Raw genomic sequence first — 16,267 nt, 5'->3', positions numbered from 1 at the left:
TCGACGTCGCTGTCACGCGACCGAGCGACCTGATCCGGTCATCTGATGGTGCGAAGCTATTTCGTCACGTCCCTACAGCGGTAGGAGGGAAATCTTTACTGTCGCGGACGGTGCCGAGCGGGCAGACTGGGACTCACCGGAAAAAGGAGGAACGGTGAGCTCGGCCTACTCGACACAGCCTGTCAGTGACCAGGCAACCGCGGTGCACGAGAGTGTGGTGTCCGCGGAGTTGCTCGCGACGCAGGTGCGTGAGGAGATCATCCGCACCGAAACCGATCTGTCCGCGTGGGTCGAGCTGTCGACGACGTACCTCGACGACGCCCGCACCGAAGACCACACGCCCGGCCGACGGCCCTTGCGCGGGGTTTCGGTCGGTGTCAAGGATCTGATCGACGTCGCGGGATTGCCCACGCGGGCGGGCTCGACGGTGACCTCGGACCGGCCGGCGGCGACAGATGCGCCGTGTGTCCGGCGACTGCGCGAGCTCGGCGCCGTGGTCCAGGGCAAGACCGTGACCACCGAGTTCGGCTACTTCTCCCCCGGTCCCACGCGCAATCCGCATGCACCTGATCACACTCCCGGTGGCTCCTCGAGCGGTTCGGCCGCCGCAGTGGGCGCCGGCGTCATCCCGCTCGCACTCGGGACACAGACCGCCGGCTCGCTCACACGTCCGGCCTCCTACTGCGGGGCTGCCGGGATGGTGATGGCGCACGGCACAACCGACCTCGCGGGTATCACGGGGCTCAGCCCCTCACTCGACTCACTCGGATTGCTGACCCGTAGCGTCGCCGACCTCGAATACGTCTACACCGCATTCGCGGGACGGTCCGCCCGTACTCCGCAGCGCCGCATGGTCAATGGCGCACTGTTGTGGGAGGGCAACGAACTCGTCGCCATCGACCCGCAGATGCGAGAGTTGCTCGACTCCCTCCAGGGAATGCTCATCAGGGCGGGCGTCGACTGCCGGCGTCTCGACTGGGACGACCATGTCCAGACCCTCGCCGATGATCACCTCACCGTCATGAGTCACGAGGCCGCCGCCACCCTGAACGACATCGTCGACGCGCACGGTGCGGCCCTCAGCCCCCAGTTGCTCTCACTGGTGGAGGACGGACGTCGAGTCCCCGCCGACGATCACGCCGCCGCCCTCATCCGTCGTGACAGGTCGCGCGAGTTGCTGTCCGAGATCCTGGGTGCGAACGCCGTCATCGTCGGTCCCGCCGCCCCCGGTCCGGCTCCGAAAGGTCTCGGCGCCACCGGTTCCCCTGTGCTCAGCCGCCCGTGGCAGCTCCTGGGTTGTCCCGTCGTGGTGGTTCCCGGCGCACGTACCGGCGACGGCCTTCCGCTCGGCGTGCAGATCGTCGGTCTCCCCGGCCACGAGGCGAACCTGTTCGAATTGGCCACCACGCTGGAGCCCCTTCTGCATGCATCGCCGGCCCGGTCGGCCTGAGCCGCCGCCCCTGAGAGAAGTCGATCACCATGGTCATCAAGCCCCGCCCCGTCACCCACCACCGCATGTTCCTCACCTGCTACGAGGACACGTTCAACTACGGATGGCATCACGTCGACCTGTTCGTCCACGACGAACTCGGACGTGAGGTCAACTGGGTGCACTGGACGGTCGAGGCCGACGGGCCCGAAGCCGCCGACGAATCGGTACGCAAGGAGGAACCGTGGCTGCAGCGCACGTCGGAATGGGAGCATCGGGTCAGTGCGGTCGGCATGAACTATTGGACCGCCGACGCCGCCTGGGATGACTAGGCCGGCCGGGATACCCTCGACACGATGACAGGGCGAGCGCAGCGACGGGAAATTGCCACCGATGACACAGGAACCAGCTGAGACCGCGGCGTCGACGGCCGTGTATGTCGTCGACGACGATCCCGCTCTGTGCGAATCGGTCGACTGGCTGCTGGGGAGTATCGGGATCTCACCACACATCTGTCACAGCGCGGACGAGTTCCTCGACGCGTACCGGGGTGACCATCCGGCCTGCATCATCCTCGACGTCCGGATGCCCCGGATGAGCGGTCCGCGTCTGCAGGAGAAACTCAACGAGTTCGCCCCGCACGTCGCCATCATCTTCGTCTCGGCGCACGGCGACATCCGCATGTCGGTGTCCACGTTGCAGGCGGGCGCTCTCGACTTCCTCGAGAAGCCCTACGACCCACAGCGGTTGCTCGACGCGGTGCAGGCCGGCATGGAGAAGGCGACCGAACGCTTCCACACGTATGCGCAGCGACGGTCCATCGAGGCCAAGGTGGCGTTGCTGACCCCGCGCGAACGCGACATCCTCGCCCTGGTCGTAGAAGGTCTGCCCAGCCAGAACATCGCCCGTCGTCTGGAGATGAGTGTGAAGACCGTGGACGTCCACCGTGCTCGCATCAAGAGCAAGACCGACGCCGACAGCATCAGCACCCTTGTGCGCGACATCCTGAGATTCGATGTGGCGGTGCCGACCGACACCGCCACCTGACCCCACCGCCATCTGTCCCCGGTGGATCAGTAATAGTCGAGCACCATTCGGGGCCCCTTGGCCCGCGACACACAGACGGCGATGACCTCGCCGGATTCACGTTCCACCTTGGTCAGCACATTGTCGCGATGTTCGGGATCGCCGTCGACGATCTGCATGATGCAGGTGCCGCAGATACCCTCCTGACACGAAGTGTCGACGTCACATCCGTTCTCCTCCAGCACTTCCACGATGCTCTTGTCGGCCGGCACGGAGTAGGTCTCACCCTCGAGTTCCACCTCGAACGCGGTGTTGCACTCCGCCGACGGCTGCGCGGTGGCGTGGAAGTTCTCGAAATGCACTGCCCCGGCCGGCACGAACCGCTCCGCCAGCGCGACGACCTTCGTCATGAAACCATCGGGACCGCAGACATATACGTGGGTCCCGTCGACCGCCCGCGCCAGGGCGGATTCCAGCAGGGCGTCCTGTCGGTCACGTGCGACGCCGACGTGTGCGTGCAACTTCTCCGGGCATCGATCACGCAGCAGCGGAAGGAATGCCGCGTCTTCTTCGGTCCGGGAGAAGTAATGCAGTTCGAAGCTGATGCCCTCGACGTCCATGTACCGTGCCATGCTCAGCATCGGCGTGATGCCGATGCCCGCCGCCACCAGGACGTGGTGAGAGGCGTCGGATCCCATCTCCAACAGATTGCGGGGCTCGCTGATCTTGAGTGCGTCGCCGACCTTCACCTCGTGCAATGCCACCGAGCCGCCGCGCGAGTCGGTCTCGCGTTTGACGGCCACGGCGAACGACTCGCGTCCATCCGGTCGGCTGCAGAGCGAGTACTGCCGCGTGATCGCGGTGGGTCCCATGACGTCGATGTGGGCACCCGGCGAGTACGAGCCGATCGGCGTCCCATCGGGTTTGGACAGATAGAAAGTCTTGACTGTCGGTGTCTCCTGGACGACGTCCGAGACGATCACGTCGATCAGCGACATGGTTGTTCTCCTGATAGAACGGACTGGGTCAGCGAACGTAGAGCCCGCCGTTGACGTCCCAGCAGGCGCCGGTGACGAAGTAGGCGTCGTCCTTGGTGAGCAGGGCGACCATGTCCGCGATGAACGACGGACTGCCCAGGCGACCGACCGGGATGCCGGCGATCACGGCATCGAGTCGGTCCGGCGGCACGGTCGCCTTCACCACGGGCAGATCGTGCGGGCCGGGCGCGACCGCGTTGACCGTGACACCGCTGCCCGCGAGTTCGCGAGCGAAGATCTTGGTGACGGTGAGGATCGCACCCTTGGAGGTGGCGTAATGGGCGCCCGTTGCCGTGCCGCCGTTCTGGCCGGCCAGCGAGGCCATGTTGACGATGCGTCCGTAGCCGCGCTCGGCCATCGCGCCACCGAACACCTGGCAGCCGAAGAAGATGCTGTTGACGTTGGTGTTGAGCACCTGGGTGAACTCGTCCTCGGCCAAGGTCATCAGATCCGCGGCCTGGGTGCGCGCCGCGTTGTTCACCATGATTGTCGGTGTCCCCCAGAGGGTTCGGCACTCGTCCAGCGCGCTCTCGAAGTTCGCCTTGTGGCCGACGTCGAGCGTGATCGCCCGCGCCGTGGAGCCGTCCGGCGAGAGCTCGGCCGCAATGTCGCGCGCGGCGTCCACAGCGATGTCGGTGAGAAGGACGCGATGTCCCTCGGCGTGCAGCCGCCGGGCGATGTGGCCGCCCATTCCGCCTGCCGCGCCGGTGACGACGGCGATCCCCGATGTCGATGGTGCTGATGTCATGGGATCACGCCTCACAGAAGGTATCCGGACGCGCTCACCGCGTCCTCGCTGTCGATCAGACGTGCCACCTTGAGCGCGATCTTGTCGCCGTCATCGGAGAGCACGACCTTGTGGGTCATCTCGGCGCCGACCGTCGAGAAGGTGTCGCGCTTGAACGCGTTGAGAATCTGCGCCGATCGCAAGGTGACCGATTCGTCGTCGATCTCCTCGACGGTGAACCGCGACACGATCCGCACTGTGCGGGCTGCGGCGACCGCGGAGGGCGCGTAGCCCTGCATCATCCGCTGGACACGCAGCTGCCGCATGCGCTTGTCGTCGTAGACCATGTTGAGCGACGATTCGAAATCGTCGGTGTCCGGGTCGATCGGGATCACGTAGAGCGCGTCGTCGGTGTACATCGATTCCCAGGCCACATAGTCCTTGGCATCGAGGACGGCGGCCTCGTGCCAGACGAGCTGTATCGCGCGCAGGACCCGGGTGTCGGTGAAGGTGAGTACGTCAGTCATCGCTCATCATCCTCTTCCACATGTCGTAGGACTCCCGCATACCGGTCTCGTCGGTGACATGCGAAGTCGGCCAACCCTCTTCGGTGGTGTACTCGCGGTTTTCCCCGCGGTTGACCAGGATCGGCATGTTGGGGTTGCCGCCCGCACCGATCTGTACGCGGTCCCAGCCTTCGGCGTCGTCGGGACTCCCGAAGCCGAACGGGCCCTGGAAATGCTCGTGGATACGCAGGCGCTCCCGGTTGATGCTCTCTGGACCGCCGTCCATGCCGATCGCCATGTGCCACACCTCGGTCACGTCCACGCTGATCGGGATGAGCACGCGGAAGAACGACGACGACATCGCGATGTTCGGGAACATGTTGAGGTTGAAGCCGCAGCCGTGCATCGAGCGCATGTACCGGCGGATGCGTTCGGGGCTCTCACCTGCCTCCTCGAGCTCGTCGACGAGATGCTGGAAGCGCGGCTGGATCTCTTCGTCACCGTTGTCGACGTCGAGATCGGCATGTGCCGCGGCCATGATCGCGACGCTGTGGCCGTTACCCAGGGCATGGGTCTCGGCGGCCGGATCATCCATGAACGACATCATGTTCGCTGTCTCGGAGTCCACCGATGCCATCCACGACTTGTGCACCATCGGGAAGTGGTAGCCGTCAGTGGTGTTCTCCAGCTGGATCTTCCAGTTTCCCTTGAACCGGAACTTGTGGGCGCCCAGCACCTTGGTCGGGAATCCGTTGGACTGCTTGAGAAAGCGCTCCATCCAGATCTTGGCGTCTCCGAGGAAGTCCTCCAGCGGCTCGGTGTCCAGATCGAACGTCGCCCAGATCATGCCGAGGTAGCTCTCGGTTCGGAGCTTCTGCAGCGGGAAGTCGTTCTTGTCGACCACTCCCTCGTAACCGTCGGGGTACGGGATGCCGCGCAACCGGCCGTCGAGTGTGTATGACCAGTTGTGGTAAGGACACGTGAAGCCGTTGGCCTTGCCGCTGCGCTGGTCGCACACCGTCGCGCCGCGGTGGCGGCACCGGTTGAGCAGAGTATTGAAGTTGCCCTTGCGATCCCGGGTCACGATGACCGATTGGTCGCCGACCTGGGTGGTCTTGAACGACCCGGCCTCGGGGATCTCGCTCTCGTGCGCGACCCACACCCAGGTCCGGTAGAAGATCTTCTTCATCTCCTCGTCGAAGATCTCCGGGTCGGTGTAGAGCGCTCCCGCGACGCGGTCCTTCTCGGCCAGGTCGGAGAATCCGCGGGTCGGCCTCTCAATGGTGGTCATTGCTGTCCTTCACTGTCATCGCCATCGGGTGTGCGGGCTGGGATCGGTCAGACGTCGTCGCGGATCGTGAGTTCGCGACCCATCCGGGCTTCGACCTTGAAGTACTTCCAGAGCGCGAACTCGCCGACCATGGTGGTACGCAACAGGTTGCATGCCGCCGTGACCGTCGTCTGATCGCGTACGTCGGCCAGGACGTAGAACGTCCAGGGCCACCCGTCGGACGGTCCGACCATGTGCGCGTCGTCGTCGAATGTTCCGATGATGTCGACGCCGTCCATGTTCTTCAGAGCGGACAGGAATCGAACGGTGGCTTCCCACACCGGGCCGATCTCGGCCTTCGGCAGATCGAAGAAGTTCTGGTTGTTGCCGACACAGAACAGGGTGCGCAGGGGCTCGGCGGCCATGAATAACTCCTGGTTCGTTGAGAATTGCGGGCTGGTCAGTTCGAGAGATCAGGGGAAGCTGGGAATACCGGCATCGAGGCCGAGCATCAGTGCGCCGGCAGCCTCATAGGTGTTGGTCTGGAGCATGGCGTGCTGCGCGGGCACCAATGCATCTTGCAGATACCGCTGCAACGGGTGGGTCTCGTAAATCGCACCGGTGCCGGCGAGATCGAAGGCCTGCAACACAACTCGGCGCCCCACATGCGCGGCATGAGTCGCGGCGAGGCGGAGCAGCGCCCTGTCATCGGTCGAGATATGCTCGTCGGCAAGCGCTTTGACCCACACCATATCGGTGGCCTCGTAGAAGAACGCCCGCGCGGAACGCAGCTCGGCCTCGGCCGCGGCGAGCCCGGACTTGTAGGCCGGACGGTTACCCTTGCTCGCCCCACCCGTGATGGAGGTGCGTGCGGCGCCGACCTCCAGCGCGTAGTCGAGGGCACCGCGGGCCGCGCCGATTGTGACCACGGCCAGGACCTGGGCGGCGTATGCGAGCGCGGGGTAGCGGGTCAGCGGCTCGTCGATCTGCGGTGTTCCGCCGCGGACGAAGGTCATCTCCTCGGGGACGAAGAGCCGGTCGGCGCGCACGGCGTGAGATCCGGTGGCCTTCATCCCGGCGACGTCCCAGTTGTCGACGATCTCGACATCGGCGGGATCGACCAATGCGGTCAGCGGCTTGCCCTCGGTCTGCGGCCCACCGGCCAGACCGACGCCGATGATGTCGGCGCCCCGGCAGCCACTGGCGAACTGCCAGACGCCGGAACACACATAGCCGCCGTCGACCTTCTCGGCCTCCTGCATCGGGAACAGTCCCCCGGCGTAGGCGATGTCCGGCCCGTCGGCGTAGATCTTCTTCTGCGTCGCCACCGGCAGGGCCGCGAAGTAGACCAGTGACGAACCGAAACTCGAGACCCAGCCGGTAGCGGGGTCGACCGCCGAGATGCGCTCCACCATGGACATGAACTCCGACGGTGGCATCGGCTCTCCACCGAATACCGACGGCGTCGACGCCCGGTAGATACCGGCCCGCTTCAGCAACCCGACAAAGTCGCGTGAGACGTACCGCTGCGCGTTGAACTCGTCACGACGATCCCGGAGGACATCGAGGGCGTGATCGAATGCGGCGTCACGTGCGGCACCGGCCGGTTCCGCCACCACCCGCTCAGTCAGGCTCTCCGTGGTCATCGCTGTCTCCGTTCAGATTCGACATTCGCTCTGGGCGCTACACTATGGACGCGTACGCACCACCGGTATCGGGATTTCCTGCGCTGTCGCTAAGCATTTCCCTTACTTGCGCCGCACCACGAGACGGTCGATGCTGGGTGTCCGGCGAAGGCGAGGTGATGACGTGTTCCCTGCGCGTCGCGACTTCGAGAAGATGATCCTGAACACCGGCACCGGGATTCTCATCCATGAGGCCAGTTCGAAGAACATCCTCTGGGCCAACTCGGCCGCATGCCGCATGTTCGGTTTCACCCTCGAAGAACTCAGGCCCCTCAAGGCCCACCACATGAGCGCTCAGGAGCGGCAGTACCGTCGCGAGGTCGGCGTCGCCTGGCTGCAGTCCGCCGTCGTGTACGGCTCGAGCCGAAAGCAATGGAAATACCGTGCCAAAGACGGCACCGACTTCCTGACCGACGCCCGCGCGACCTTGGTGCGGTGCGAGGACGGTCCGGTCGTGATGGTCGAGTTCCGCAACATGTCCGAAGAAGTCGAGCTGCAGGAAGAGCTCAGCTGGGTGTCGGAATCGCTTCAGCGCATCATGACCCACACGTCGGCCGGACTGGTGGTTCTTGACGACGACAACTGCATCGACGACATCTCCCCGCTCGCCGCGCAGCTGTTCGGCAGCACACCGGCTGCGCTCTCCGGCGTCCACCTCGAGGATCTCGGGCGGTGCGAACCCCGACTCAACAGCGACCATGTGATCGAGCGTCTCGACGGCCGGGCGGGTTCGGTGAGCATCCAGCAGGAGATCATCAAGGATGACGGCACCACCATCTGGCTGGCCGGCGAACTCGAGATCGTGGCCCACGACGGCATCCGATCACGCGTTCTGACGATCCGCGACGTCACCGACCGGGTGGAGTGGGAACGCCGCACCGCCTACCAAGAGGCGAATCTGCAGTACCTGAGCCGCTATCACGCGATGGGCGACATGGCGATGATCCTCGCCCACGAACTGGGGCAACCCTTGGCCGCGTCGACGAATTACCTGAGCGGGCTGAAGGCCCGGCTGTCGTCAGAGACCGTCGACGCCCGCAGCCTCGAATACGGGATCGACCAGATCGAGAAGCAACTCCATCGCGCAGCCGACATCGTGACGTCGGTGAAGCGCTATGTCCGTCGCATCGAGAGCACCACCACTCTGATGGATCTCAACGAGACCGTCGAGGAGAGTCTGTATTTCGTGCGACTCCGTGCCGCCGAGCAGGGCATCCGTGTCTTCGCCGACATTCCCGATCGCAATCTGTTCATCCAGGGCGAGAATGTCCTCATCGGCCAGGTCATCATCAATCTCTGCGTCAACGCGCTCGACGAGATCGCCCAGCCGACAACCGAGGTCAAGGAGTTGGCCGTGGAAACCGGCGACGATGACGGCAGCGCCTGCGTGTGGATCCGGGACCAGGGACGTGGCATGACGGGTGTTCCCACCGACCGACTGGCCACCGGGGTCTTCTCCGCCAAACACGACGGTTCGGGCATCGGGCTCATCATCTCCGAGCACATCCTCGAACGTCACGGCGGCACGATCGAGTACCTGCCGAACGAGCCGTCGGGGACCGCGGTGAAGGTGACGCTGCCGCTGGCCGACGCGCCGGAACCCACCCGACCTGCGGAGACCGGGTAAAGGTTTCTGTACCCCGACGTTGGCAAGACCCAGTAGTGCACCGTCGATGCGCTGGATAGCTTGGTCAGCAGCGGCCACGACAACGGCCGTCGATCGAGACCGACAGCGCCGTCACGTCTCCCACGTCAACCGAAGTCATCAGTGCGGAAACGTGATTCGTGACGGACCAGAACATGCACGCGCAGTTGCAGGTCTTGTCGACGTCGCGCCGAGCCGAGCCGAGCCGCACCAAGGAGGATCACACATGCCCACTCCCGACGTACTCGTGCTCGGCGCCGGTACCGCCGGCTCGGTCATCACCCGTCGCCTTCTGGATGCCGGTCTCACGGTGACCTTGGTCGAGGCCGGCGGCGCCGACACCAACCCGGCGATCCGCGACATGTCGCGCGTCGGCGAACTCTGGCTGGGCCCCGAGGACTGGGGATACTTCTCCGCACCACAGCGCAACGCGATGGATCGCCGGCTGCACGTTCCGCGCGGCAAGGTCGTCGGCGGATCCAACCAGCTCAACGGCACCATCTGGGTGCACGGTTCGCCGTGGGACTACGACCAGTGGGCGGCCGCCGGCAACACCGGTTGGGACTGGGAGTCGGTATCGCCGCTGTTCAAGCAGATCGAGAGTGCACAGAGTCCGGACGGCTTGATCGACACCGTCGAACCCGACCTGTCACCGATCCAGCAGGGCATCCTCGACTCCGCGGTCACCCACGGTCTCCCTCTGAACTCGGACTACAACTCCGGAGACCAAGAGGGTGTATCCCGGATGAAACTCAACCTGCGTGACGGACAACGGCTTTCGACATGGGCCGCGTACATGCGTCCCGTTCTCGACCACCCTCGCCTGACTCTCGAGTCGAGCGCGCTCGTCCATTCGATCATCGTCTCCGACGGCACGGTCCGCGGCGTCCGGATCATCGATGTCGATGGCGGGCACCGAGAACTACATGCCGGACTCGTGATCTTGTCCGGTGGTGCGATCGGATCACCGACGATCCTGCTGCGCAGTGGGATCGGTCCCGCCGATGAACTACGGAGCCACGGCATCGACGTCGTGGCCGACGTCCCCGGCGTCGGCAAGAATCTGCAGGATCACTTCCTGGTGCCGGTGATCTTCGGGACCGAGAAGCCGATCGATCCGCCGCAGCCCTTCCAGCCGGTGACCCAGACGCACTGGTTCTGGAAGAGCGATCCCACTCTTCCGGTGCCCGACACCCAGCCGATCAATTTCAGCGTGCCGTTCTACTATGACGATGCAATGACCGGCCCGACTTCGGGTTTCACGCTGCATGCGGGGCTCATCAGGCCGCACAGCACCGGCAGTGTCACGCTGCGCGACACCGACCCCGCATCGGAGCCGATCATCGACTTCAATCTGTTCGACGACGAGCGCGATCTGAGGGCGCTCGTCCGGTCGGTTCGCCAGTGCCGCGAAGTCGGACGACAGGGACCGCTCGCCGACGAATGGGGCGCGTCCGAGGCCCTGCCCGGTCCCGACGTCGACGACAGCGACGAGGCACTCGCCGCGTGGGTGCGCCGTGCCGTGAACACCTACCACCATCAGGCGGGAACCTGCCGGATGGGCACCGACGCCGACGCCGTGGTCTCACCGGCCTTGCGTGCCGTCGGGGTGGAGAACCTGATGATCGCTGACGCATCGGTGATGCCCTCTGTCACAACAGGAAACACGAACGCACCGACGGCGATGATCGCCGAGCGCGCCGCCGAACTGATCACCGCGGGGTTGACAAGCAACCCACGCAGCACCAAGGAGTAGTCCCGATGATCGACATTTCCACCCTCAACACCGGTCTCTACATCGGCGGCGAATGGCACGACGCCCGCGAGACCTTCACCACCCTCAACCCGGCCACCGGGCAGCCGCTGGCCGACCTCGCCGCAGCGGACGCGAGTGACGTCGATGCCGCGGTGTCGGCGGCCACGACGGCGTTCCGCGGCGACTGGGGCGCCCTCGCACCATCGCGCAAGGGCGCCTTGCTGAACAAGCTGGCCGACCTCGTCGAACGCGACGTCGAACAGCTCGCCGCGTTGGAGTCCCTGGACATGGGTCGTCCGGTCGGCATGAGCGCCGCGATGATGATCCCCAACCTCATCGGGACGTTGCGCTACTACGCGGGCTGGGCGGACAAGATCAACGGCGAGCTGATCGCCAACGACGGCTACATGGGCGGACCGGTGCCGACCCATGCCTACACACGTCGTGAACCGCTCGGTGTGGTCGCGGCGATCGTGCCGTGGAATGCCCCGCTGATGATCCTCGGTTGGAAGCTCGCCCCCGCCCTGGCCTGCGGAAACACCGTCATCATCAAGCCTGCCGAGGACGCTTCCCTCTCGATCCTGCGACTCGCCGAGCTCGTCACCGAGGCGGGCTTCCCGCCCGGCACCGTCAACGTCCTCCCGGGTGTCGGCAAGGTGGCAGGCGAGGCGCTGGCGCTGCATCCCGGCATCAAGAAGATCTCGTTCACCGGTTCCACCGTGACCGGGCGCGCGATCCTGCAGAACTCCGCCGTCAACTTCAAGCGCACCGCGCTCGAACTCGGCGGCAAGGCTCCGCAGATCATCTTCGACGACGCGAATCTGGAAGCCGCGATCCAGGGCACCGCGATGGGCCTGTTCTTCAACCAGGGCGAGGTTTGTGCTGCCGGCACCCGGGTGATCGTCCATCGGAAGGTCTACGACGCCGTCATCGACGGACTGAAGGGCGCCGCCCAGGCGCAGGTGATCGGCGACCCGTTCGACCCGTCGACCACGATGGGCCCCTTGGTGAACGAGCGCCAGCGCGATCGGGTGCTCGAGTACATGAAGACGGGCGCCGGTGAAGGTGCTGACGTGATCACCGGCGGTTCGGCGCCCGAAGGCCCCGGATTCTTCGTCGAGCCGACCGTGCTGGCCGGCAGCAACGAGATGACCGTCGCCCGTGAGGAGATCTTCGGCCCGGTCGGCGTGGTCATCCCGTTCGACAGTGACGAGGAGGCCATCGCGTTGGCGAACGACAACCAGTACGGCCTGTCGGCCACCGTATGGACCAGCGATGTGACTCGCGCTCACACGATTTCGGCGAAGGTCGAGGCCGGCGCGATCGGTGTCAACGGCTGGTCGCCGCTGGCTCCGCAACTGCCCTGGGGCGGCGTCAAGGCCAGCGGTGTGGGTCGCGAACTCGGCTACGAGGGCATTCTGTCCTACACCGAGACCAAGACGGTCACCGTCGTCTTGTGATCGACTCCGGCCGGTGACCACCGGGGTGGGCGATGTGCGGTTTCGTCATCGCCCACCCCGGTTCGTCACAAGGTTGCCGAGGCGCGGCCGGCCAGAATGGTGTCGAGAAGTGCCAGTTGGGCCGACCGGGATGTGCTCGCCGGGTCTAGGACGGCATTGACCTGCAATCCGATGATCGTCGTCATCAGCACCTCGACGCCCGCATCGACGTCGACCGCCGGCAGTTCGTCGCCGTCGATCGCTTCCCGCCAATAGGTCGCCATGCGCCCTTTCCATGCCGCCACGGCCACGTTGTTCACCTCCGCCATCCCCGGATCGGTCATGGCCCGCTGCCACAGCGACACGGCGATCCGTGCCTCGAGCTTGGCCTCGTCGGTGAGCGGCATGATCTCGATGCACAGTCTGTGCAGGGCCTGGCCTCCCCGTCGACGTCCGACGGATGTGTCGATGCGCTGGTTGGTGGCGTCGATGACGTACTCGAACGCGGTGCGCAGGATCTCGTCCTTGCCGGAGAAGTAATGACTCAGCGCGCCGTTGGTGTAGCCGGCCTCCGTCGCCAGGTCACGCATGTTGATGCCGTCGATGCCGCGATCGGCGATGATTCGCCAGGCCGCGGCCACGATCGCCCGACGACGTTCGTCATGGTCCACCAATCTCGGCATCAGATCTCCGTTCTCCCGGGCGACAGCGCAGAGCACGGGGGTAAAGGTTTCCCCGATGTCGGGACCCAAGCACCCGTTGTAACCTCCATCACAACGTTTGATTCTACGTGTGTTGAATCAAATGATTGCAGGCAGCCCACCCACGTCGCGCGATTGTCGCGGGCGACGTCCAGACAGAGGACGGTCATGCTAGAGAATCCCACGGTCACATCGGCGGTCACCGGCGAGAGTGGATCCCGCTCGCTGAAGGGATCGATCGGCATCGCCGGCATCGTGTTCCTGGTGATCGCGGCCGCCGCGCCCCTGACGGCCGTCGCCGGTTCACTCCCGGTGATGATCGCCATCGGCAACGGCGCCGGCGCCCCGATGGCGTACATCGTGGCCGCGCTGGTGCTACTGGTGTTCAGCGTCGGATACGCCGCGATGAGCGCGTCGGTCACCGATACCGGCGCCTTCTACGCGTACGTCACGAAAGGACTCGGCCGCCCGACGGGTCTGGGTGCCGCGGGCCTGGCCCTCCTCGCGTACACCACCATCCAGGCAGCGATCTACGGACTCGCCGCATCCACGTTGAAGGATGTGGTCATCCGGTTCGGTGGCCCCGATTTGCCGTGGTGGCTCTGGGCCTTCATCTTGATGGCGATCGTCGCCGTACTCGGCTATCGCAGTATCGACCTCGGAGCCAAGGTCCTCGGCGTGCTGCTCATCGCCGAGATCGCGCTGATCGTCGCGCTGTCAGTGGCGGTGCTGGCCAAGGGCGGCGCCCACGGTGTCGACTTCGTGTCGTTCACCCCATCCGCGTTCTTCTCCGGATCACCCGGGATCGCCCTGATGTTCGCGATCGGTTCGTTCGTCGGCTTCGAGGCGACTGCCATCTACGGCGAGGAAGCCAAGAATCCGAAACGGACGGTGCCGATCGCGACCTATGTCGCGGTGATCACGATCGGTGTGCTCTACGCCGTCGCCAGCTGGGCCGTGGTCCTCGCGTTCGGCAGCGACAACGTCCAGGCGGCCGCCCAGGAGAACACCGCAGATCTCACGTTCATCGCCGCTTCGCAGTTCCTTGGCGGCGTCACCTCCGACATCATGATGGTGATGCTGGTGACGAGCCTCTTCGCGGCCTTGCTGGCGTTCCACAATACGATCGCTCGCTACATGTTCGCCTTGTCCCGCAACGGCTTCGCGCCACGGCGCCTGACGAATGTGCACCCCCGGCACGGCTCCCCCCACGAGGGATCCGCCCTCCAGACGGCCACCGCCTTCGTCCTCGTCGGCGCTTTCGCCGTCGCCGGCGCGGACCCGGTCCTGCAGCTGTTCACCTGGATGGCCGGTGTGGCGATCGTCGCGATCCTCGTCCTGATGGTGCTCACCAGCGTCGCGATCATCGCCTACTTCCGCCGGTCGAAGGTCGACAACAGGCTGTGGCACACCAAGATCGCTCCCGTTCTGGGAACACTGGGGCTGCTCGGGATCACCGCACTGGTGATCGCCAACTTCACCACTCTCATCGGCGGTTCCCAGGTGCTGGCCGTCATCTTCCTGATCGTCATCGCGGCCACCTTTGCCGGTTGCTGGGTGGCGGGCCGTGCACTCTTGTCGCGCCGCGACGACGCAGGTCCCGTGGACCTGCCACTCCCCTGAATCACCGAGACCTCTACTGACAGGAGACACTTCGATGTCTGACACACCGACCACACGGAAGGTCATCGTCGTCGGCGCCGGATTCGCAGGGCTCATCGCCGCTCGCGAACTCGAGGCGGCCGGAATCGAGGTGCGGATTCACGAGGCCCGCGACCGCATCGGCGGTCGCGCCTGGACCGACGAGCGCCTCGGCGGACACGCGCTGGAGATGGGCGCCACCTGGGTGCACTGGATGCAGCCGTTCGTCTGGACCGAGATCACCCGGTACGGCCAGGAGATCTACCCCAGCCCTGACATCGACGATGCCTACTGGGTCAGCGAAGGCATGGTGCGCAAGGGTACCGAGCACGACCTCGACGAAGCGCTGAGCAGGTTGCAGGAGAAAATCTTCGAGGGTTCACGGGAGTTCTTCCCGTATCCGCATGATCCGTTCGCCATCCTTCGCGACGAATCCACCGATCCCGACCTGATCGAGCGCTTCAGGCAGGCCGACAAGGGCAGTGTGCTCGACTGCCTCCGGGACGGCAGCTACACGCAGGAGGAGATCGACCTCGCCGACTCGTACTGGTCCGCGGGCTACCAGGGGCCGACTGCCACTGCCTCACCGCTGATGGCGAAGCACTGGGCGTCGCTGAGCGATCATCGAAGCTCCCTGATGGACGAGCAGACCCTTCGGTTCAAACTGACCGAAGGCATGCGCGGTCTGTACACCTCGATCGCCGGCGACCTGCGGGCCGACATCGCACTGAACTCGCCGGTCGCGGGTGTCGAGCACTCGACCGACGGGGTCCGTGTGACCCTTTCCGACGGCTCGGTCGAGACGGCCGATGCGGTGATCGTGACCGCACCGATCGGCGCCCTGGGCAACGTGGACTTCAGTCCTGCCCTGCCCGCACCCGCGCAGTGCGTGATCGAGGAGGGCACCAATTCCGTCGGATTCAAGATCTGGATCAAGGTCGCGGGCCGTCACTCGATCATCGCCGGGGCACCGGGTGATCATCCGATCTCCCTGCTCCGCAGTGAGTACTTCCTCGACGACGAGGACGCCACGATTCTCGTCGGTTTCGGCTCCGACCACACGACGATCACTCTTGATGATGCCGCGTCCGCCCAGCAGGCCATCAATGTGTGGCGTGACGACGTGACCGTTCTCGACTGCGGCGGACACGACTGGGTGGCAGACAAGTGGTCGGGACAGACCTGGGCGACGCTGAAGTCGGGTCAGTTCTTCAACGGCTGGAGCCAGTTCCACTCCACCGGCACCCGACTGCGCTTCGCCGGTGCAGACTTCGCCAAGGGATGGAACGGCGTCGTCGTCGACGGCGCCATCGAGTCCGGGATCGTCAACGCCCGCAGCCTGATCAAGGAGTTGGTGGTCGATCGGCGGCGATGAATCGGAGTGCGGGCCGGTTGCCGGTCGCGC

Annotated in this window: 15 protein-coding genes; 8 read left to right on the top strand and 7 right to left on the bottom strand. The window is 65.2% G+C overall.

The window, feature by feature from the left end:
* Positions 1-154: 154 nt before the first annotated feature.
* The 3 genes from ACLQ3I_RS21350 (at position 155) to ACLQ3I_RS21340 (ending at position 2,476) form a co-directional block, all read left to right on the top strand.
* Complete coding sequence (locus ACLQ3I_RS21350; protein ID WP_425804551.1) at positions 155-1,450, top strand: amidase; 1,296 nt, start codon at positions 155-157, stop codon at positions 1,448-1,450.
* Between the two features lie 29 nt (positions 1,451-1,479).
* Positions 1,480-1,761, top strand: a complete 282-nt coding sequence (locus ACLQ3I_RS21345; protein WP_425792913.1) for a hypothetical protein — start codon at positions 1,480-1,482, stop codon at positions 1,759-1,761.
* 61 nt (positions 1,762-1,822) lie between these two features.
* Positions 1,823-2,476: a response regulator transcription factor gene (locus ACLQ3I_RS21340; protein WP_425792914.1), complete on the top strand. Its 654-nt coding sequence runs from the start codon at positions 1,823-1,825 to the stop codon at positions 2,474-2,476.
* 26 nt (positions 2,477-2,502) lie between these two features.
* Here the strand turns inward: ACLQ3I_RS21340 and ACLQ3I_RS21335 are convergent, their stop codons facing one another.
* The 6 genes from ACLQ3I_RS21335 to ACLQ3I_RS21310 are packed head-to-tail and all read right to left on the bottom strand — an operon-like array spanning position 2,503 to position 7,641.
* A complete protein-coding gene (locus ACLQ3I_RS21335) occupies positions 2,503-3,453 on the bottom strand; it encodes a PDR/VanB family oxidoreductase (protein ID WP_425804548.1) in 951 nt (316 codons plus the stop codon).
* A gap of 28 nt (positions 3,454-3,481) precedes the next feature.
* A complete protein-coding gene (locus ACLQ3I_RS21330; protein ID WP_425804545.1) occupies positions 3,482-4,240 on the bottom strand; it encodes an SDR family NAD(P)-dependent oxidoreductase in 759 nt (252 codons plus the stop codon).
* Between the two features lie 11 nt (positions 4,241-4,251).
* Positions 4,252-4,746 (bottom strand): aromatic-ring-hydroxylating dioxygenase subunit beta, encoded by a 495-nt coding sequence (locus tag ACLQ3I_RS21325; protein WP_425792917.1) that lies wholly within the window; start codon positions 4,744-4,746, stop codon positions 4,252-4,254.
* A complete protein-coding gene (locus ACLQ3I_RS21320) occupies positions 4,739-6,016 on the bottom strand; it encodes an aromatic ring-hydroxylating oxygenase subunit alpha (protein ID WP_425804542.1) in 1,278 nt (425 codons plus the stop codon). The genes ACLQ3I_RS21325 and ACLQ3I_RS21320 overlap by 8 nt, the downstream gene beginning before the upstream one ends.
* A gap of 47 nt (positions 6,017-6,063) precedes the next feature.
* Positions 6,064-6,420, bottom strand: coding sequence for a hypothetical protein (locus ACLQ3I_RS21315; RefSeq protein WP_425792919.1), 357 nt, complete (start codon positions 6,418-6,420; stop codon positions 6,064-6,066).
* A gap of 48 nt (positions 6,421-6,468) precedes the next feature.
* The gene (locus ACLQ3I_RS21310; protein ID WP_425792920.1) at positions 6,469-7,641 is read right to left on the bottom strand and encodes an acyl-CoA dehydrogenase family protein; all 1,173 of its coding nucleotides are present in this window, start codon (positions 7,639-7,641) and stop codon (positions 6,469-6,471) included.
* Between the two features lie 193 nt (positions 7,642-7,834).
* On the opposite strand from ACLQ3I_RS21310, the gene ACLQ3I_RS21305 reads away from it, so the two are divergent.
* The 3 genes from ACLQ3I_RS21305 to ACLQ3I_RS21295 all read left to right on the top strand — a co-directional run bounded on the left by ACLQ3I_RS21305 (position 7,835) and on the right by ACLQ3I_RS21295 (position 12,541).
* Complete coding sequence (locus ACLQ3I_RS21305; protein ID WP_425793458.1) at positions 7,835-9,307, top strand: PAS domain S-box protein; 1,473 nt, start codon at positions 7,835-7,837, stop codon at positions 9,305-9,307.
* A gap of 244 nt (positions 9,308-9,551) precedes the next feature.
* Positions 9,552-11,081 carry a GMC family oxidoreductase gene (locus ACLQ3I_RS21300; RefSeq protein WP_425804539.1) on the top strand — a complete coding sequence of 510 codons (1,530 nt, stop codon included), beginning with the start codon at positions 9,552-9,554 and terminating at the stop codon, positions 11,079-11,081.
* Between the two features lie 5 nt (positions 11,082-11,086).
* Positions 11,087-12,541, top strand: coding sequence for an aldehyde dehydrogenase family protein (locus ACLQ3I_RS21295; RefSeq protein WP_425804536.1), 1,455 nt, complete (start codon positions 11,087-11,089; stop codon positions 12,539-12,541).
* A gap of 65 nt (positions 12,542-12,606) precedes the next feature.
* Here the strand turns inward: ACLQ3I_RS21295 and ACLQ3I_RS21290 are convergent, their stop codons facing one another.
* Positions 12,607-13,203, bottom strand: a complete 597-nt coding sequence (locus ACLQ3I_RS21290) for a TetR/AcrR family transcriptional regulator (protein ID WP_425804533.1) — start codon at positions 13,201-13,203, stop codon at positions 12,607-12,609.
* A 186-nt stretch (positions 13,204-13,389) separates the two neighbouring features.
* Here ACLQ3I_RS21290 and ACLQ3I_RS21285 point away from each other — a divergent pair, with 186 nt between their 5' ends.
* Together ACLQ3I_RS21285 and ACLQ3I_RS21280 are read left to right on the top strand one after the other, a co-directional pair.
* Positions 13,390-14,844, top strand: coding sequence for an APC family permease (locus ACLQ3I_RS21285; RefSeq protein WP_425804530.1), 1,455 nt, complete (start codon positions 13,390-13,392; stop codon positions 14,842-14,844).
* A gap of 34 nt (positions 14,845-14,878) precedes the next feature.
* The gene (locus ACLQ3I_RS21280; protein ID WP_425792925.1) at positions 14,879-16,237 is read left to right on the top strand and encodes a flavin monoamine oxidase family protein; all 1,359 of its coding nucleotides are present in this window, start codon (positions 14,879-14,881) and stop codon (positions 16,235-16,237) included.
* Positions 16,238-16,267: the final 30 nt, after the last annotated feature.

The organism is Gordonia sp. DT101 (genome assembly GCF_049844895.1).
In the GTDB taxonomy this organism is placed as follows: Bacteria; Actinomycetota; Actinomycetes; order Mycobacteriales; family Mycobacteriaceae; genus Gordonia.
This window is presented reverse-complemented; position numbering and strand designations above follow the sequence as displayed.